The 18,195-nt window shown below is 54.6% G+C and carries 21 protein-coding genes; 2 read left to right on the top strand and 19 right to left on the bottom strand.

What is annotated here, in order from left to right; all coding sequences use genetic code 11:
• Window positions 1-122: 122 nt before the first annotated feature.
• On the bottom strand, window positions 123-560 hold the full coding sequence (locus tag ACK6AU_RS19330; RefSeq protein WP_409300752.1) for a GNAT family N-acetyltransferase: 438 nt from the start codon (window positions 558-560) through the stop codon (window positions 123-125).
• 250 nt (window positions 561-810) lie between these two features.
• Complete coding sequence (locus ACK6AU_RS19325; RefSeq protein ID WP_409300750.1) at window positions 811-1,320, bottom strand: HAD-IA family hydrolase; 510 nt, start codon at window positions 1,318-1,320, stop codon at window positions 811-813.
• Window positions 1,321-1,731: 411 nt separating this feature from the next.
• On the opposite strand from ACK6AU_RS19325, the gene ACK6AU_RS19320 reads away from it, so the two are divergent.
• Window positions 1,732-1,938: a hypothetical protein gene (locus ACK6AU_RS19320; RefSeq protein ID WP_409300748.1), complete on the top strand. Its 207-nt coding sequence runs from the start codon at window positions 1,732-1,734 to the stop codon at window positions 1,936-1,938.
• Between the two features lie 209 nt (window positions 1,939-2,147).
• Here ACK6AU_RS19320 and ACK6AU_RS19315 read toward each other — a convergent pair whose 3' ends face one another.
• The 10 genes from ACK6AU_RS19315 to ACK6AU_RS19270 are packed head-to-tail and all read right to left on the bottom strand — an operon-like array spanning window position 2,148 to window position 10,125.
• Complete coding sequence (locus tag ACK6AU_RS19315) at window positions 2,148-2,453, bottom strand: hypothetical protein (protein ID WP_409300746.1); 306 nt, start codon at window positions 2,451-2,453, stop codon at window positions 2,148-2,150.
• Window positions 2,450-5,374 (bottom strand): conjugative transfer ATPase, encoded by a 2,925-nt coding sequence (locus ACK6AU_RS19310; protein WP_409300744.1) that lies wholly within the window; start codon window positions 5,372-5,374, stop codon window positions 2,450-2,452. The genes ACK6AU_RS19315 and ACK6AU_RS19310 overlap by 4 nt, the downstream gene beginning before the upstream one ends.
• Window position 5,375: 1 nt before the next feature.
• Entirely contained in the window at window positions 5,376-5,813 is a 438-nt protein-coding gene (locus ACK6AU_RS19305; RefSeq protein ID WP_085600492.1) for a TIGR03751 family conjugal transfer lipoprotein, read from the bottom strand.
• A complete protein-coding gene (locus tag ACK6AU_RS19300; protein ID WP_409300742.1) occupies window positions 5,791-7,287 on the bottom strand; it encodes a TIGR03752 family integrating conjugative element protein in 1,497 nt (498 codons plus the stop codon). The genes ACK6AU_RS19305 and ACK6AU_RS19300 overlap by 23 nt, the downstream gene beginning before the upstream one ends.
• Window positions 7,271-8,182, bottom strand: coding sequence for a TIGR03749 family integrating conjugative element protein (locus ACK6AU_RS19295; RefSeq protein WP_409300740.1), 912 nt, complete (start codon window positions 8,180-8,182; stop codon window positions 7,271-7,273). The genes ACK6AU_RS19300 and ACK6AU_RS19295 overlap by 17 nt, the downstream gene beginning before the upstream one ends.
• Window positions 8,179-8,823 (bottom strand): PFL_4703 family integrating conjugative element protein, encoded by a 645-nt coding sequence (locus ACK6AU_RS19290; protein WP_085600488.1) that lies wholly within the window; start codon window positions 8,821-8,823, stop codon window positions 8,179-8,181. The genes ACK6AU_RS19295 and ACK6AU_RS19290 overlap by 4 nt, the downstream gene beginning before the upstream one ends.
• An 11-nt stretch (window positions 8,824-8,834) precedes the next feature.
• On the bottom strand, window positions 8,835-9,209 hold the full coding sequence (locus ACK6AU_RS19285) for a TIGR03750 family conjugal transfer protein (RefSeq protein WP_409300737.1): 375 nt from the start codon (window positions 9,207-9,209) through the stop codon (window positions 8,835-8,837).
• A gap of 15 nt (window positions 9,210-9,224) precedes the next feature.
• On the bottom strand, window positions 9,225-9,563 hold the full coding sequence (locus ACK6AU_RS19280) for a TIGR03745 family integrating conjugative element membrane protein (RefSeq protein ID WP_185701315.1): 339 nt from the start codon (window positions 9,561-9,563) through the stop codon (window positions 9,225-9,227).
• A 14-nt stretch (window positions 9,564-9,577) separates the two neighbouring features.
• Window positions 9,578-9,811: a TIGR03758 family integrating conjugative element protein gene (locus ACK6AU_RS19275; RefSeq protein WP_409300735.1), complete on the bottom strand. Its 234-nt coding sequence runs from the start codon at window positions 9,809-9,811 to the stop codon at window positions 9,578-9,580.
• A gap of 2 nt (window positions 9,812-9,813) precedes the next feature.
• The gene (locus ACK6AU_RS19270; RefSeq protein WP_409300733.1) at window positions 9,814-10,125 is read right to left on the bottom strand and encodes an RAQPRD family integrative conjugative element protein; all 312 of its coding nucleotides are present in this window, start codon (window positions 10,123-10,125) and stop codon (window positions 9,814-9,816) included.
• Between the two features lie 352 nt (window positions 10,126-10,477).
• Between ACK6AU_RS19270 and ACK6AU_RS19265 the strand changes: the two genes are divergently transcribed.
• Window positions 10,478-10,840, top strand: coding sequence for a histone-like nucleoid-structuring protein, MvaT/MvaU family (locus ACK6AU_RS19265; RefSeq protein WP_409300731.1), 363 nt, complete (start codon window positions 10,478-10,480; stop codon window positions 10,838-10,840).
• A 365-nt stretch (window positions 10,841-11,205) separates the two neighbouring features.
• Here ACK6AU_RS19265 and ACK6AU_RS19260 read toward each other — a convergent pair whose 3' ends face one another.
• The 7 genes from ACK6AU_RS19260 to ACK6AU_RS19230 all read right to left on the bottom strand — a co-directional run bounded on the left by ACK6AU_RS19260 (window position 11,206) and on the right by ACK6AU_RS19230 (window position 18,018).
• Window positions 11,206-11,535, bottom strand: a complete 330-nt coding sequence (locus ACK6AU_RS19260; RefSeq protein WP_409300729.1) for a hypothetical protein — start codon at window positions 11,533-11,535, stop codon at window positions 11,206-11,208.
• Between the two features lie 15 nt (window positions 11,536-11,550).
• On the bottom strand, window positions 11,551-13,011 hold the full coding sequence (locus ACK6AU_RS19255; RefSeq protein WP_409300727.1) for a UvrD-helicase domain-containing protein: 1,461 nt from the start codon (window positions 13,009-13,011) through the stop codon (window positions 11,551-11,553).
• Between the two features lie 9 nt (window positions 13,012-13,020).
• Entirely contained in the window at window positions 13,021-13,770 is a 750-nt protein-coding gene (locus ACK6AU_RS19250) for a TIGR03747 family integrating conjugative element membrane protein (RefSeq protein ID WP_409300725.1), read from the bottom strand.
• Window positions 13,771-13,773: 3 nt separating this feature from the next.
• A complete protein-coding gene (gene traD, locus ACK6AU_RS19245; RefSeq protein ID WP_409300723.1) occupies window positions 13,774-15,987 on the bottom strand; it encodes a type IV conjugative transfer system coupling protein TraD in 2,214 nt (737 codons plus the stop codon).
• Window positions 15,988-16,235: 248 nt separating this feature from the next.
• A complete protein-coding gene (locus ACK6AU_RS19240; RefSeq protein WP_409300721.1) occupies window positions 16,236-16,742 on the bottom strand; it encodes an integrating conjugative element protein in 507 nt (168 codons plus the stop codon).
• Window positions 16,739-17,290 carry a lytic transglycosylase domain-containing protein gene (locus ACK6AU_RS19235; protein ID WP_409300719.1) on the bottom strand — a complete coding sequence of 184 codons (552 nt, stop codon included), beginning with the start codon at window positions 17,288-17,290 and terminating at the stop codon, window positions 16,739-16,741. Before ACK6AU_RS19235 ends, ACK6AU_RS19240 begins: the two co-directional genes overlap by 4 nt.
• Window positions 17,275-18,018, bottom strand: coding sequence for a TIGR03759 family integrating conjugative element protein (locus tag ACK6AU_RS19230; protein WP_409300717.1), 744 nt, complete (start codon window positions 18,016-18,018; stop codon window positions 17,275-17,277). Before ACK6AU_RS19230 ends, ACK6AU_RS19235 begins: the two co-directional genes overlap by 16 nt.
• Window positions 18,019-18,195: the final 177 nt, after the last annotated feature.

The following is an 18,195-nucleotide window of genomic DNA, read 5'->3' as shown; positions in this document are numbered from 1 at the left end:
CGACCTGGATTGTAGGCGTATCTCGCGATTTTTCCTAAAGCGGATTTTCGCTTCAGTTTTATTCTTTAAAAGACGGGCTTTAGCCCTTATTGCTGAGCGAAGCGAATCATTTGCATCCTTTGTTAGGCACTTTTTACCAGCCGTTTTTTTAGGTGATACAGGCTGGTCCCAACAGGTCGACCTTCCAGAACACCATAAATCTCGTACCCATGCTGTTCGTAGAAGTTTTTAGCATCAAAGGTTTTTAAAAATGCAATCATCGCCCCATTTTCAACGCCAATTTTTTCTGCCCTCTCCAATAGCATAGAACCAATTTTTCTACCACGATGAGATTGCTTAACCCAAAAGGTATCAATCTCCAACCCATCCCAGTAACAATTAAACTTAATTGCACCGACATACTCGCCTATGTCGTCGTGCGCAACCAGCATAAACATCCTATCTTCCGACTCTGGTGTTAGATTTGGGTATTGAATCCGAAGATATTCTGAAAATCTACTATCCAAAACTGACTGATCTTTTTCTGTTGGTGAATCCAATACTTCAATCCTGACTTCCAATTTACTTCTCCAGTGATTAACCTTAAAAGTTACCTACAGATTCCGGCATAAAATTTTACTTTGCGATATTCGATGCCGCGTGACACCTTATATTCATGCATCCTCAACTTGAGCAATCACAAATTCAGATATGCACATACGACATCAGTAATAAAAGAAAGTGGCATAATCACACTAGTGATTATCACCACGCCACCTGCCTAGAGGTTGTAATCTTCTTCACGTGGCTCTCATACGCTGCCAGGACTATTCAGCAGTCCAGTTGATCAGCCAAGTCCAGAAACTCTCGGGCATTGATATCGAAGCGCTCATCAAAAGCCGTATCGACATTACCCTGAGGCCCGAACTCCAGCGGCCTGGCGACGAACGCAGTTTTCATACCCAATGCCCCCGCCGCCAACAGATCGTACTTGTGACAGGCAACCATCATGGCATCGTCGGCGGCCACATCCAGATAACGGAGCGCCATTTCATAAGTCCGCGGATCAGGCTTGAAGATCCCAACCATCTCAGCAGCGAAGATGGCATCCCAGGGTAAAGCTCCTGCTTTTGAAATGTTGACCACCTCACTGACATCGGTATTTGACAAGGTCACTATCTTGAAGCGGATCCTAAGTCGATGCAGGCCCTGAGCAGCATCGGGCCAGGGAGCAATCGTCTGCCAGGCGAAATTGATGCGCTCACGCTCCTTGGGGGAGAGAAATCCTACGTGGTACGTCTCGATGACCTCATCAAGGGCGCAACGATAGAGACGATCCACAGACGTCCATGGCCGCCTGTCACAAAGAATGTCATCGAGGGCCGGGCGATACTTGCCTCGCCAGTCATCGACAAAACATCCTCAGTCGACGCTGGTAACCCGGCTACCTGCAATGGCTGCCGCCTGTTGCGCGATGCTCGAACGAAAATCGCTGACGGTCCCCTGAACATCGAAAATTAATGCTTGAAGCGTGTTCACTGCCTTTTCTCCGTCGAGTCAGGGCGCTAGGAATGATATGCAGCGATTGACGCCTCATAAGTTTTCGTTTCAATACATCCCCCTTAGCTAATTTTCAAGCTAACCACGAATTGATTTATGCAGAGACATTATCAATATGGATTTAAGCGACGCCTTGCATCGCCCGTGATCACCTGATGGTCTAATGATTTAATCAATCGACAGGATCAGTAAATGCGGCTCAAGCGTTCCAACCAACAGCTCTCCGAAGACCTAGAGTCATCTGCACTAACTTTAGATTGGGCAGCAGCAGATATTATCAGCATTGCTAATAGCCTAGTCGTGGCTGGCAAGAGTCATGAGGCCGATGAGCTGATCGAGATATGCCAGAACATCCGCGCCGAAGTCGAGCTCTTATATGCACTGGCTGACGAGCAATAAATCCGGGGGATCGCTGGCGGCTTCGCAAGGCAGCTGAGGCCATGCATCATCGCAATAGTGTTCTAGAGCGTATCCGTCCGGGCATCCCACCTTGCTCGAGTCACCTGGTGGTTTGCTTTTCGACAGGTACACCACAGGAATCGCGACAAACGTGATTAATGTGATGACCACGATGATCGCAAAAAGGACTATCTCCTTACGCTTTGCGTTCATTTCTTAGGTTCCTCGGTGGCCTTAGAGGTCTTGGCCAGTAGCTTTTGTCGTTCCAGGGCCGCTAGAAGGTCCTTAACGGCTTCTTCCTGTTGTGGGTGTCGCTGTAACCACTCGTTCAGTGCTGACTGAATCCGTGGCATCACTTCGCGTCGATCAAGAGCATTACTTTTGATCTGTTGCAGCTCTTCGATCAGTACAGGGGCACACACCTCAAGCGCCTGCAGGGCATCCTCGCCCGGGCTTTTAAGCAGCTGGGTCAGGCTCTCGATTAAATTCTGGGTCAAGGTATTGAGGACTCTCATGCCTGGTGCTCCATGGCCTTGTTTTCAGGAAATTTGATGGGGAACGATGCGATACCGCGCAGCTCATCGAGATCCGCGGCTACTTGAAGTGCTGCATGAAGCTCATCGCATCCCAGCTCCTGCATGATCTTGAAGCGCTGGGCCTTTTCTTCACTTTCGGTCATGGCAAGGGCGAGATATAGGCTCGGTGGTACTACACGGAAGAGGAACTCTTTGCCTTTGCCCAGAAGCACACCTTCGGTGAATTTCCCACTCTCTTTACTTGCAGAAAGGATCATTTTTTTCTGTGCTGACGTGAGCTCTCGGAAGTTTGCAATTTTCTCGACCTCATCGGGCGGCATATTGAGGCACATCCACCACTCAATCATGTTGAGCATAGGGGCACCGGAGGCTGGGATGTCATCGATGTTTTGTGTTGCCAGCCAGAACCAAGCACCGATCTTTCGCCACATTTTCGTGATCTTCATGGCGTAGGGGAGCAGCAGGGGGTGCTTAGTGATGATGTGGCCTTCGTCAGTGATTTTGACGATCGGGCGCCCTTTGTACTGATCGCGTTCGGCGATGTTGTTCACTGTGTTGAGCATTGAGATGTAGGCGATCGCAAGCTGTGCTGCATAGCCTTCGCGAGCGTATGTTGCGAAATCAACGACAGTCAGGTCCGCCTCCGGCCATGGGGTGCCTTCGCGGTTGAACATCTCGCCGTCCGCACCCATGGTGAACATGTCCATCGCCTCAGCCATTTCCGAAAGCCGGTTTCGCCTAGTTTCGGGGGGTCCTTCGTTACGAGAGGCCTCGTACAGGGCATCACGCACATCCTGGGTCAACACGACGCGCCCCGCCTTCACGCAGGTATTGGCAGCGGCAAGAATGGCTTGTCGGATGGCGCTTCGGTCGGCCCTGGTCATGCGTTCATCTTCTTTTTCTTCGCCGCCGGTAATCATCAAACGAGCAATGATCTCCATTTCTCCGAGGATGTCCCGCTGCTCATCTTCCATCTCTGCGCGCTGGGAAGTGGCGTCGGAGGCCTCGATGTCGTCCGCATCGAGGACTTTGACCATATTTGGGGTCTGGACCAGTTTGATGGCATCTGAAAAGGGGGCAAGACTCACGCCGGAACCCGGCGCTAGGCGCACTCTATGCACCGACAGCCCCAAGTTCTGTGCGAACTGTGCCAGTAAGCCGAAGCTGTTACCGGCCTCGGCGACGTACATCCGAGGACCGTAAATCGCAAGCATCTGGCAGATCACGTTTGTCAGGGATGCGGACTTGCCCGATCCGGTGGGGCCGAAAATAAAGCCATGGGCATTCATTTGCCGGTCAAGCCGGTTGAAGGGATCGAATGTGAGGGGCGCACCGCCGCGGTTGAAAAATGTGAATCCTGGGTGGCCGGTTCCTGTCGAGCGCCCCCAGATCGGGGCCAGATTCGCAATGTGCTGAACGAACATCAACTGGACGTACCAGTCCATGGCTCGACGTTCGTTCGGATCGAAGTTGCAGGGCAACCAGCGCAGATAGCTGTTGAGAGGTGCGACTTCATCTTGCGGCATCACTGGATGCATGCCGGCAGCTTGCAGTACGTTGCAGAGCTGGGTTGATCGCTGATCCAGGTCTACCCTGTCTTTGCCGCTCAGAAAGAAGGCCACGCTGGCGCGATAAAGTTTGTGCTTGCGACCAAGGATGGTGCGAGCAGTTTCAACGTCTTGCCGCGTGTGCAGCGAGGCCTGAGTATCGCCAACCGCTTTCTTTGACAGCTGCTCGAGGTGCCCCTCGAGGAGGTCCTGGGGTGTCGGCACCATGGTGATGCAAAGCGTTGTGTTCTCAGGTAGACGGTCAAATAGGGCGTTGAGCGCATCTGCTTGTCTAATTTCACCCGTTAGATGTCCGGTCTTAGGCGGGTTTTTCAACCGGTCGAGCATCACTACTCGATGGGGTCTGCCATCGAAAACCCACAGGCCTTTATCAACGTCTGACAGCGGCTCTCTGAAAAAAAGGTTCTGCGAAAAATCAGTGCCGCTGGCTAGGGGAAGCTCACCGTCCTCGAGGTCACGGGGCGGCTCACATACTTGTTCGTAGAACCGTCGAATGTCCTGGTCACTGTCGCCTAGATGATCAGGGTATGGATTGAACCAACGGATCAACCAATTTTGGATTCCCGTTTCGTCTAGGCGTTTTGCAACCACGCCGGCATTTGCCAGGGCGCCGATGAGTCGCTCGCAGATCAGTTTCAGGTAGGAGCCAGGATCTTGGCCGCGCACGTTGAGATCCTGTTTTTTCACCCGACGATATACGACCAGGCGAACCTTACGGTTCTGACCCCGCCATGGCAGCTTGCTGACCGTCGTATCTTCGAAAAGTCCACCAGGTTTTGAAATCGCGTCCAGGTGACGCTGAAAGAGGGCCAGGTAGAGCTTGGTGAACTCACTCCCCTGTACTCGAGGGTGCACGTATTTGTTCAGGTTTTCCCTGTACTCGTCCCAGCGTGTTTCGTCTTGGGCATAGAGTTGTAGCACCCAGGGCGAGCTTTCCAGCTCATCCAAGCTGTCCTGCAGAGCATTTTCAAGTGCGTCCCTGGCAAGATGTAGCCATTCGGCTTCTCGACCCTCGGTCCCGATCGGTACAAGCTCAAAGAAAGCCGCGCGCGATACCCCGTCCTCGAGCAGCATGGCCTGCTCCTCAGGTAAGTATTCGACCCAAGGCAATAGGTCCACAATCGACGGAGCAACTTCGTAGAGCTTCGATACATCGCTCTTTTTGGCCGGTTGCGACCCTTCACTTGGTGGGGGGATTCCCAGCGCCTGCAGGCGCTCCAGGTAGCGCTCCCGCGCTTGTTCTAGATCAGGGTGAACAGGTTCACTTGTTAGTTGTTCATCAGACTCAACCGCGAGGTTGAGCTTTTCGCGCAGGCGCTCGAAGAATCCCATCTCAATAGTCCTCTGTCCGCTCGCCTGGCATTGCGTACTGCACACGCTGATAGAGCGGAAAAACGGTGGTATATCCGGGAACAGGCACTGGGTCAGATCCAGCCAGATGCGGGAACACGTACATGACCAGGTCAGGATTCGGCAGGCGTTTAAATTGGCTGTAGATCTCGTTCTGTGCGGTGCGTGCAAAGTCGTCTGCTGTGGCGCGCTGATTCGTCATCTGCTGCTCATCGAGGGGACGTCTCAGTTGTAACCGTGCATCGAGCACTTGTCGGCTGCTTGAGCTGCTCGCCCCCCCTGGGGCTCCCTGTTGCCAAACATCCATCATGGTTTCTTCTCCGTGCGGGAGCAGTTTGTCTTTGTTTGTTGTGCAACCTGCAAGGAGGGCAATTGCCATGACTGCAAGTGGGAGAGCATTAATCGAGCGCGGCTGGGACATTATTCGCTCCGGAGTGGTAGTCGACTTTGCGACCCTTCAGTTCATAGTCGATAGCCAGTTGCTGATCGAGGTGTACGGCGACCTTCGCGCCAGGCTGTACATACACAGCAGCAAATGCCTCGCCATAGAGCTTGTTCATCCAGGAGCGGATATCACTTACGCCTCCGGACAAGATCGATCCGATCGCAGAATTTCCTGATGAGCCGGTGGTGCCGAAAGAGGTGCCGTTGCCGGTGAACATCGTTGTGTTGTTGCTCTCGTCGGCCTTAAGCAGCTTCGCAACGCTGGCACCGGCGGCAGTAACAAGCGACTGATTAGTCAAATATTCGGCCGCGTTGGAGCGCCGATCGCCCGAAATACATGGAATACCGTAGGAGTCGCTGATCCAGCCCAGGCCACCCTGAATGGTCTTCGCATCTGTACTGCTGGCCTGGTTGTTGTTCTGGTTGCCGTCCGCGTCTTCAGCCGGCGCCGGGAAGGTCCTGACAGTGCCGTCGTTGAAGACAAACGTCAGGCTGCGGATCTGCCCTCTTACACATGAGAGTGTCCAGTCGCCACTGGCGGTGCCCGTTGCGACTGCACCAGCTACGTTGGGGAGCTCGATGCCATTCGCAGTCAGGTTGTCTGGGCCAATCAGGATCTTGAAAGGAAACGGGTCGTTGACGGTTCCATCAATAGGCACCCGGCCGATCAGGGCAGACATGGCTACTGATCCCATCAGCGTGGAGTTCTGGGGCAAGGTGTAGGTCTTGCGCACAAACTTCCTGGTTTCACGGTCGACCTGCTGATTTCCAGGACGCAGGCCTTGATCGATCTGTTCCAGTGCATTCTGGCCTCTGTTGGCTGCCGGGCCGAAACTGGTAGGAAAGTTGAACCCGCTTGCAGCCTGACTAGAGCCAAGGGGCAGGGGTTTACCGTTCGCGTCCACAGCAGTGGCATCGCGTGGTTCAATCCAGACAAGGCCGTCCTTCGTCGTAGGAGACTGTTCGAAGCCTTTGCCGTCACCTGGCTGCACACCAAACCCAATTGGAAGGTCGCCCCCAGCTGCGTCAGGTTGGTTGCTGAGGTTGTTGAGTTGAGTTTGCAGAGAGTCGATCAGGCCCTGGCTCTTGTTCTGAACCTCGTCCTGTAGTTCTTTTTTCGCATTGTCTAGACGGCTCTCAACTTTTGAGTCCATGTCCTTCAGCTGCTTCTGAAGCTCTTCGTTCTGAGACTTCTGATCGTTGTTGATCTTTAGCAGATCAGCCACCTGTTTCCGAAGCTCCTTGCTTTCTGTGACTACGGTCCGAAGCGTGTCACCTGGTGTGTCGCCATCCACACCTAGCTTTTGTGCCTCACCGGAACCGATGGCCACGACGTTGTTTTCCTGGTGGTCCACCTGACTCTTCTTCGTTGCGGTAAAGAACATCACCGCAGCGAAGACAAGAAAGGGCACTGCAAGCCACTTCAGGAGGGGATTACTTTGAATGCTCACGTTCACCCCCCATCTTCGGATCAATCTGTTTTACCGAGCTTGGAAGCAACGAATGTTTGAGCCCTTTGCCCTGGGTGACCAGGTACAGAGTTGTGGTATCAGAAGGGTTTCCCCGGGGGCCGAGGTAGGGGTGCTGGTATGTGGCTGTTGCAAAGCTGCCAAGGAGGTCCCTTGGATTTAGGGTCAGTTGTTGGGGGCTCAAGTTGCGCAACTTGATTGCCGTCACAAATGTGTTGTCGAGCTGCCAGGCTCCTATGGCCACAGCTTCAACAGGCAGTGTTGGAAGCAAAGTGCTCAGATCCATTTTACGATCCACCCGTACCGGCTGGATTCCGGCTACTGGCTCAACAGTGCGCAGAGGTGCATACAGCATTTGGGCTGCATATCGTGTTAGCGCGACGGGAGAAGGTGTTTCATGACGAGGCTCTTCCTCTGCCTCCTCCTCAGCGGGGGAAGGTGTTTGAGCTCGAGCTGAACCAGGAGTGCTTGGCTTGGAGATTTGGCCATAACGCGTCCCAGCAATGCTGTCACCCGCGATAATCTTTGCTGGCTCAAGTGAGGCCTGGCCGGGTTTAGGTGCTGTGGCTGCAATGTCTACAAGCATGATTTCGCCTGTAGCGACATTTTGCAGTTGGAGCCGGGTAGGCGGAATTTCTTCGCTTGCTCGAAAGTAGATTGCCCCACCAACGCTTTGTACACGAAGGCTGCCGGCGATGGTTGGAGGGATGCCGACGCGAACGTTTTGGTCGACAAACACGATCCTTTCCTCACCAACGTGGAGGGGAACGGCAAGAGGTATACGCTCCCACTGCATGATCTCAAGCGCCTGCGCGCTGGCCGTTACCAGGAGAGCAGTGCCAGCTAACCACAGACCTAACCGCAGACGTAGGTTCATGGTTTATCTCCTGCCGGGGAGACTTCGATGCGTTGAGGATCGCCCGCGTAGCAGTTCCACAAGAGGCCAAACGGGTTTTTCTCGGGGTCGGTATCAGATCGAATGATGTGTAGAGGGTATCTTGCGAGTGCCCGCTTAACCCGTTCCCCAGCAACCGATTCGTCAGCGATCAGATCGAGATTAACAATCCAGTCGTTTATGCTCTTGACGTTGGTGTGTTCTCCGCTCTGATCGCTGATCCCACGGCCAGGAATCTCCGACACGCTGCGTTCGCGTTTCCGGAGTTCTCCAGCATTCAGCCTTAGCTCGTAGTCTTTTTTCAGATAGTCACGGCAACTGGGGGTCAGGTAGCCATCCAGTCTGCTGATATTCGCTAAATAGTCTTCCTCACCGTCGCGCGGCCATCTCTGCATCTGCTGAAAAATGTAGAAGCCGAAGGCGTAGACGCTCTCAGGAGGGACGTCCCACCACTTTCGAGTGCTGCCACTACGCAGATCTGGTGGGACGTGGATGGTCAGATCACTAGGCGCAGTTTTCCAGCCGTAGGCCATATAGGCGGCAATCATCGTCATCAAAAGCAGCGCAATGCGCAGACTAAGGATGTGCGCCTCTTGAGCGTTCACTTTTTTACGAAAACTCATGGAGGTTCCTTTTAGTCACGGCGGCAGGTCCATGCACCTGATCGCGTGATCAGGCTGCTGTTGCCGAATGGAAGGTGAGCTTGGGCAATGGCCACTTGTATGTGGCGATAAAACCAAGTGTCTGGGCGTCCCCGTTTCATGCGGCGAATGATCCTGCTTGCAACGGACAACCCGAGCACTCCCCCAACCAATGCTCCAGCAATGATCAGCGACCAGTTTCCGAAGAGGATCGACGCCGGCACACCAAGGACAAACCCAACGGCACCGCTGACGGAAATCGTTGCCCACATCTCGTCTGCGGTAAGTCCACCCATGATTACGGGCTGTCGGTTCAGATTATTGGGTAGGAACTGGAGGGTTCTGTCGTCGTGGTTGTCGTCAGCCATGGGCGCTCACTACCATCAAAGAATGCTGGTGGCCTTGGTGACCATGAAGATTGCGATGCCAACCAGGCAGACGCCAACGACAGCAGTCGAGCCGAGATCCCGCCACTTCTTCTTACCTTCATGGATGTCGTGGTACACCCCGAAGGCATGCACAGCTACCCCGATGATCATGGTGCCAAGAGCTATCAGACCCAGCAGCATGAATGCGTCATAACCGTAGTTTTGAAATGTCTGTAACCAATTCTTCCCTTCGCCGCGGGAGGGAGCCTGTGCCTGAGGCAGGGCCGCGTTCGCTGCCTGGATGACAGATGCAGCGGCAAGCAATGCGATTAGGTGAATTTTGGGGGTGGGCATGATTGCTCCTTTAATCAACTGAGAACGATGAAGGACAGGACCATCAGAAGCAGCAGCACTCGGATGGCAGATGAACTGGCGATTGAACGATCGATGTTTTTGGTGGCCCAGCCACGCCAGATGCTGTACAGCGCCCATGCCGCCCAGAGCATTGCGACGGTCATTACTGTCCCGACGATTAGGTTGGTACTAGCCTGGGCGGTCGCACCACTTGCTGCGTTGAAAGCGGCAGATTGCGCAGAGCTCATGCTCATTGCCTCTTCCCTCCGGTGGTGTACTGACCGGAGAGGTCTGCGGCGTCTCGAGGTTGGGCACGACTCGGGGTGAGATAAGCCTGGAGGCCTTGGCGGATCCGCTGGATGTCTGCCGCCAGGCGGTCATAGTCGAAGTAGTAGCGTTGCCCTGGTTCACCTGCGACAGTGCTGCTACGCCGCGCAGAGTCCTCAAGGGCATTGAGCTGCCTGACCATGACTTCGATGTTGGTTTGCTCAGATGCTGTAGCGGCTTTCACCACCGGACTGACTGCAATGCCGCCAGCAACGATCATGGCCAGCGCTGTCATCGATGAGCGGCGTGTAGATGTCGAAAGTAGATGGCGGTTCACGGGCGGCAAGACTCTGGCAAGACTGTTTCCCAAGCATGCCGCTAGAGGTTTGTGGTGCGCCTCAAGAAATGGTTAACCGGGAACCTTTCATTTTTTTGTCAGCTCAAACGAATAGATTTTCTGTCTTCCAATAGAAGCAACCTCTACATCTGTCGAGGGAAGCACTTAGTCTTGGTATAGGGAGCGGTTTTTCTTAAATGATGAAGCCTCATATTTCCCTTAACGAGAGAATCAGTACCGACAGAGAAGGACTCTGAGCGCTATAATTGCTTCAGGTAGAATTTGTGCCACTAAACTATAAGGGTTTTTTATGTCTCGTTTGGCTGAGTACCGTAAGCTTGAACAACAACTGGCTGCCCAGATGGCAGAACTCGAATCGATGAAAAATGATTCCAGTTTGAAAGACGAAATGGAGTTCGAAAGCAAGCTGCGAGCCTTGCTTGGCGAGTATGGCTATAGCTTGAAAGACGTAATTAGCCTGCTTGATCCCCAGTCAGTTCGTCTTGCTCCTAAGGAATCAAGACCTACAGCTCGTAAGCCGCGTCAGATAAAGGTTTACAAGAATCCGCACAGTGGTGAGATTGTGGAAACCAAGGGCGGCAATCACCGGACGTTGAAAGAGTGGAAGGCTGAATATGGCTCTGCCACAGTTGAGTCGTGGTTGGAAAACTGACTGGACGTGATGGTAGGACGGCAGAACCCGGTACCCAAGCACCGGGTTCTTGCTCCTCGCCAGGGTCCTTTGGTGCCCTAGCGAAGTAATTGTGATAGGTGTAATTGGCCTGGTTTTGATGTCAGCCCTTATCGCCTAATATCTTGAAAATTAGTTGAATTGCTGCTCTTACAATTTCCCTAATCAATGCCTGTGCCGTCTGTTCTGCCAGCCATTCTCCTGCTGATTTCAATCGACGCATAACTTGTTCCTCGCTTGTTTTATGCCGGCCATTTCTAATGGCGGCTTACGAGGACAAGAATGAAGCCTCTTAAGCAGCGTCCTGAGTGGAGGTTTGCATCCTTTCAATTCCCCAGCGCTAGGGCTTAGACGGTATCTTTCTGAATGTCGTTTGACCGTTCGCGCTTAAGAAAAAGCAAGTATCCGGTAGGCATCGGAAACCCGTAGGCCCAGCCTTGCATATTCTGGTTACCAATGTTGATTTCCCCCCTGCAGACTGGTTGAACGGCGACTAACTCCCAGCCTGCTTTCCCAAGCTGATCCAGTTCGGCCCTGAAACTTTCGTTCTGCAGTAGGGCAGGTAGATCTGGCTCAAGTGTCGACTCCTCTGTTTTGAACATCAACGTACCGCGTTGTTGAGTTCGGAAGGGGATTGGCAAGTGTTCAATGCGATGCTCGAAGCGTTTTTCCGACATCTGTCGTTCCTCTAGTCAGGCCGGCACCCTGTTGGCCGCCACGTATCTAGCCATGATGGATAGCACCAGGCTGTTGATTGCGAGGATCTTCATGGCTCGAGTCACAGCCACATAGATGAGGTTGAGCTCGTCGTCGCGGCGCCCTGGATCAAGGTCCGGCGACAGAGGATCCGCAGTAAAGTCGTCATACAGGCAGACATAGTCCCATTCCAGGCCTTTGGCCTTGTGCCCGGTCGTAAGCGTGATCGTTGCGTCAAGCTCGCCTTCGGTGGTGAGTTTGCGCAGCTCGAGGATTCTTGAGGGCAGGTCGGGATAGGCCGAGATGATCTTGATCGATCTCAGCATTTCGCTGTCCTGGCTTACCTCCGCAATTTCTGTGTACTGCTGGTAGTCTCGGTAGTCGCGCAAGAGTTTCTTATTTTGCACCTGAGCGGTCTGGTCGCGACTGAAATAGTAAAGGTCCTCGAGGTCGCGCAATGAATAGCTGTCTATTCCTCCTACCCAATAGAACTTTGGCTGCGGCTGGCACCGTACCAGCTGCAGGGCGTTCTCGATGACGCCAATCACTGTCCGGTGAATGAAGGCTCGATGGGGAAGATCCTCTGGTAGCGCTTTCTTGACCAGGGTTTGTGCGCCGAGTCCTTGCAGCTTTCGGGTTTCTCCCTTGTAAGAAAGGATGATGTTCGCGACATGAGCGATCGCTGGGCCGAATCGCCAACTTTGGGTCAAGTAATGCTCCTCGGCGCCGGCCATCCAGTCACTATCCAATGTGTCCTCTGCACCCCTAAACCGGTACAGCTGCTGATGTGGGTCACCAACCAGGATCTTTTGGATGCGTTGCAGACGAACGATATCTGCAATGACGGGGTTGATGTCTTGGCCTTCGTCCAGGAGCACGCTGTCGAATCGTTGGCTTAGGTCAGGCTTACTCAGCTGATACAGCTTCAGGTATCCGTCGTGGGGGATCAGAACGCTTGAGTCATCCACGTCGATGGCCCGTTGCCAGAATCTGCGAGCGGTACTGATGCTCTGTTGAACGAAGCGTTCCTGAGCCGTTGTGAGGTGAGGTTTATCGCGGAAGCGAGGATAGTGCTGTCGATCGATCACGCTATCCGCGCTGGCCATGAAGTTGTTGAGGGTCGTCATGACATCCCGGACAAGCTCCCAGTCTTGAGAGTCGATCGCTCGCGCAATCTCTGTAAGCCTCAAGTTTTTGGTCTGTTTGTGGCTGTACTGAGTACCGAATACGGCATAAGCCAAGCCGTGGGCTGTCTTATTGATCACGTTTCGTGGAAATCTTCCTCGCGCCGCGATCTCGACGGATTTGTTGTAGCAGAGGTAAAGAATTCTTAGTTGAGGATTCGCTTTTGCGAAGCCAACCAAGGTTGTCGTCTTACCGGTGCCGGCGAAGGCCTTGACGACAATTTCGGAGGCTTTCGAGCCAATGATGGGGAGTTGTTCTTGGGTCCATTGCATCGTTGATCCTCAAAGATATTTCTTGAAGCTGCCAGCAGTGATACTCACTGCGACGCCGAGCAGCGCAGCACACGGGAGTAGGACCAGTAGCGGGCTGATGCTGATCGGAAGCGCCAGGTAGAAGGTCCACGGGAGAATGGCCAGTGGAATGAGCGTTCCCCTTGCTTTGTGATAGAGGTAGCTGGACTCGCGCCCAGCACCGAACTTGCGGAGGTCTCGTCGGACCAGGCCGTCGACCAGGCCTGTGAGTGCGGCCATAGCGAACAGCGGTATGGTCATCAACAACACAACGAGACGCACACAGAACACCAGGACGGTGAACAGCGCTGCAAGGGCATAGTTCTGCACCGTCGTGACGCTTTGTGCTGCCATGTATCGAATGTCCAGGTCGTTGCGTGGGCCGGCATGCGCTATCGACTCCATCCCCTGGACCCAGCTGAGCATCCCAGTTTTCACGATCAGCCAGTCATAGGCCCCTGTAACGAGCCAGCTTGCTGTGCGCCCGGGTTCTTGCATAACGGCACTGTGTACCAGCCCCTGGGATAGCCAACTGAGCTCATTTGTTAGCATTTGCTGCCCATGCCTCCAGCCGGCTTCTGGCCAGAAAAAATAGAGGCATACCCAGTCGACCAGGATCGCGACAATGAGAGAGCCGAACATCACCCCGAGGAAGTTGAAGGGGAACCAGAAAATCTTACTGATCAGCGACTCTGGTCGCTCCTGTTGCTGTTGAGCCTTCTTTGATACGTCATCTGCCATGCACTACTCCTCGTCATCGGTGGCGGCCTGGCGAAAGTCTTCGACCAGATCATCAGGCAGTGCGCTTTGCAGTTCTTGATAGCCCGGGGCATCCCACCATTCCGATCCAGTCGATGATTTCCGCATGCCGGCAGCGAGTTCCTGCAGGTTGCCTGGCATGACATCGTCGGGGTCGTTGGCCGGCAGCGGCATTCGGATCTTCCAGAGGTTTCCACCTTCGAGCAGCGCGAAAGCCTGCCCCTTAGGCAATCCAACTACATGAGCTGGCTCAATCATCGGCACGCTCGTCGCCTGCAATTGGTCGTGTGAGCTCGAGGTAAATGCTGTCTTACCGTTGAGTGAGTCGTTCGCACTGCTCGCCGGGGTGCTGTTGTAGATCTGCACCTTGGGTAGCTGATTGGTCAGAAGTTCTGCCGTCGCGGTCTCCCGAACACGTAGCATGAACAGGTTGTTGAAGTTACCGATGACCTGGCCGGCTTTGGCTTTCGAGCCAATCTTCGCTTCGATATCGCTCATGGTTTGCGTGTAAGCAGTGACCTGCATACCGGCGCCGCCAGCCTTGTTTACCATCGGGATAAACTCGTCCCCGATCAGTTCGTTGAATTCGTCTGCGTGGAGATTGATGCGGACCTTACCCCCGGCCATATTTCCTGGCAGCCCGTCGTCGATGCCGTGTTTGTAGATGTGGCCGGCAACAGATACCAGGTCGCTGAACATCGAGTTGCCCACGGCCGCGGCGACTTCGGTATCCGAGAGTGCATCGAGGCCGATGTAAACAACGGCACGTTTTCGGATGACTTGCATCCAGTCAAAAATGGGGCGCTGATCCGAAAGATCCAGGTAGTCCGGGGCGAGTAACTCTGCAATCCGACCCGTGGTGAGTTTCTCAAGGAGCGGCAGCAGGGATGCGACGATCTTGTCGAAGTAGGTCTTGTCATAGCGCACTGCGCTGCGCAGGCCATCCATCACAGAGTCGTTGATGCGTTTCTGGGTCAAGTACATGTCGACGGCTACCACGCGCAGCGGGCGGTCTTTCATCGCGAACGAGAGATTCTTGCGATCGATCTTCGCTTCCAGCGCAACAATGGTCTCCCAGGCCTTCGGATCGTGTTCAGCGAAGTATTTTTGCGCGTACTCAATGAACAGTTCGTCGATGTTGATCACGTGCCGGCGGATCTGCTCGTAGTCTGGGCGCCGACCTAGTGCGACCAGCGACTGAGCTATGATGTTGACGAACCGCCATGCGAACTCCCTGAACGCAGCTGAGTTGCCTTCTCCAGACAGCTGGCCGGCGATACGGGTTGCGACCTCGCTTATCCGGCCGAAGCGACCTATGGCGTTGTAGCGTGCGGAGATATCGGGCCACCCGAGGTGGAACACGTAAAACTCATCGAGACGCCCTGCTCGCTTGCACTCGACGTACATGCGCTTGAGCAGATCAGCGTCGCCCTTGGGGTCGAAGACAATCACGACCTCATGATCAGGTCGTTGTTCTGGTCGCCCACGCCGGCTCCAGCGATGTGGGGTTTGGCTTCTTCTGCCCATGCGTCGTGATGATCCACGGCGATGTGTTCGGCGAATATCTTGTGTGATGAAAACCTCAGCCAGTCGTGTCTTCCCGACGCGGGTGGTTCCCAGCACAAGTGAGTGTCCTACCCGCTCGCCGAGTGGCAGGCTGACGTTCTGCTCATCTGGCTCTATCCCATGCAACCTCGGTAGACCTCCCACGGGTGGAAGAGGACGGGCGGGGTTCAGGCTGGAGTCCCAACTGGTGACCTTCGTGATCGCCTTCAGAGGGAAGGGGGCAAATTCCAGACGCTCCTCCAGCCAGCGCGCCCCCTCATACAGCCTGGTCGGTTCGACGTATCTGGAGTATTGGGGCAGGTACGTATCAGTTAAGCGTTGGGTGTGTTTCTGCGTCCAGCGAAATCCCCTGCCGATGAATAGACGCTCGTTGCTGATCGGCATTTCAGCGCTAGTCATTGTGTAATGGGGAAGTCGCCTAAGGTTGGCCTGGTAACGCAGCACCCTGCGTGCCTGCAGTAATCGAACTGTGCCCAGGTAGGCGAAGCCCAGTGCTGCGAGTATTCCGAACAGAGGTGTCAGTGCGAACGCCCATGGAGCTTGAACGCAGAGTGCCGCCGCGACGTAGCAGACAGCCGTGGTGAACAGCTCCACCGGAGGGCGTAGAAGTGACTCAAGTGAATAGGTGGTCATGCTCGTTCCTCTTGTGCGTGAACGCTGTTGCTTCCCTACGGGCCTGTTCAACGTCTTCATCGGGTAACCGTTCGGCTAGCCGGAGTGCAAATGCGTGTTCATTGATCTGTGAAACGCCAGTGACCTTGCCCCCGTATAGCTCGCTCACATGCCTGACCTGGGCAATCAGCTCTTCTCTGCCTGGCCGACTAAGGGGGTGGCTGATGACTACCGTGAAGACAGCTGACGGTCCCTGCATGCACCACCTCTTACTGCTGTCGAATGGTTGTTGAGGTGATCAGTACCGGGTAATGCTTCAGCCCTAGCCGGTTGGCGATATCGCTTGCGGGTGTTGGCTCAAGTTGCAATCCGGGCGCCAAACGCCTGATCTCGTCGATCCGAGCGGCGGAGGTGACGTTGACTACTAGCCCCACTGCTTGCAGTTGCTGCAGCTGCTGCAGGTGCTGTGTCAGCCATGCTCGTGACATCGGGTCGTCACCGATGAGAAAAAGCGGTTGCAGGCCAGGGGCATTGATTGTCCTGCCTACTACCGACCCTGGCGTCATCTCTGGAGTTTTGACGGGATAGGCTCCACCGCTTAGGAGTCCTTTGAGTGGTGGGGGACCCGACTCTGGTACCAGGTTGAGGTCCTGGTAGTAGGGCAGGGCTGAAACCCCACCGTTGTCCTGGACAACTATGAGTTTGGAACTGGCTTGCACCGTGCCTGCTGCAAGCATTGCAAGCAGGACCGGAGCTGCCTTCAGAAAACTCGTCATTGATTGTTCACCAAGAAGTTTATGCCTGTGACACGGCTGAGGTGCCGAGCGAAATCTGCTCTGTATTTGGCTGCAGGCGCGCCACCGGCAGGGCGGTGGTAGCGACCCGCCGCGTCAAACCAGTTGCCACCCTTGGCTTTGTGTTCAGCCAGAATCTCTGCGGTGACATTCAGGTTCTTGTAAGGATCGAGCCCTTCACAGGGGGAGCTATAGCGATGGCCGTTAGCGTGGATGTTCGTCTGACCAAGGCCTACGTCGACTCTCGACGGACCAGCAGTTGCGATAGCAATATTCAGCGCCCTGCATGCATCGATCCTGGTAGCGAATCGGTAGCCGGTACCGGCTACATTCAGCGTCCAAGGCCAAGGCACAATCTGTCCTCGAAGTTTGGTACCGCTCTCTTGCAGCGCAACGGAATACAGCACCACGGCTGGTACTCCGTGGGCGATCGCAATCGCCTTGTAAGCTGGTGGAGGATCCTCAGCGGCCATTGCCTGGCTGCACAGCAGCACCAGGATCCAGCAGGTCCTCATTACTGACGGCGCCATTGTCCATTCACCTGTTTTACTGCCGCTGGGAGTTCACCGCCCAGGCCAAGGCCGAGCCATCGACCTTGGTCATGGTTGAGGGTGATTCGTCGGCTCTTGACGTTGACCGGGTCGACGCCAGCGAGAATTGCCCATCGCCGGATGCGCTCGTCATCGCCCTGGCTGCCGACGAAGTAGAGGTCGAAAGGTGTCTGCGATGCTTGTAGCTTCTTCACTTCGTCGATGCACACAACGCAGTTGTCTTTCACGAAGATCGCCAGGCGGCCGTCTCCCTGCAGCAACGGTGAGCTGTTTGCTGTTGGATTGGTCGGGGTTGCCGAGGAGATCTCGATCGCTTTCTCGCTCGGGTACAGCCTCCTGTACGCTTCATCGTATGCGCGCTGATACGACAACTCTTTTTCTACACGCTGCCTCTCGGTCTTTACTTGCAGCTCCGCATAGCGCCGGCGTTCCTCATCAGAGCGTGCTTCGATACCCAGGGCAGTCAGTGGATCCAGCCCCGGTGAGTACACCCCCCGCGGCCCCTGCATCACATCCTGGTACCGCTCGTACTCTTGGGTGGATATCCCCCATGCATTTGCTGCCTTGTCCTGGAGCCTTCTCTGTGATGATTCGCCTTCGGCGGTGAAGTGGAGCTGTGATGCCTGGCCTGCAGATACCGGTGCTGCTGCGGCGTAAGCCGTGGGGATCAGGTAGTAGGCGAGGGTGCAGATAATCTTTAGATTCATGGGTAGTTAATTCCTATGGCTGAAGGCTCAATGTTCTTGTTGATCCGGATGCGTCGAATGTCGCAGTTGTTTCGTTGAGCGCCTTCAGCCGCCATTGAGTTCCCGCAACAACGTCTCCAGGTCGAACCAGGTAAATCTGGCTCAGCCGTGTACTTCCTGAAGGAGCAATAGATAGGA

The organism is Pseudomonas sp. KCJK8993, assembly GCF_046230915.1.
GTDB lineage: Bacteria > Pseudomonadota > Gammaproteobacteria > Pseudomonadales > Pseudomonadaceae > Aquipseudomonas > Aquipseudomonas piscis.
This window is presented reverse-complemented; position numbering and strand designations above follow the sequence as displayed.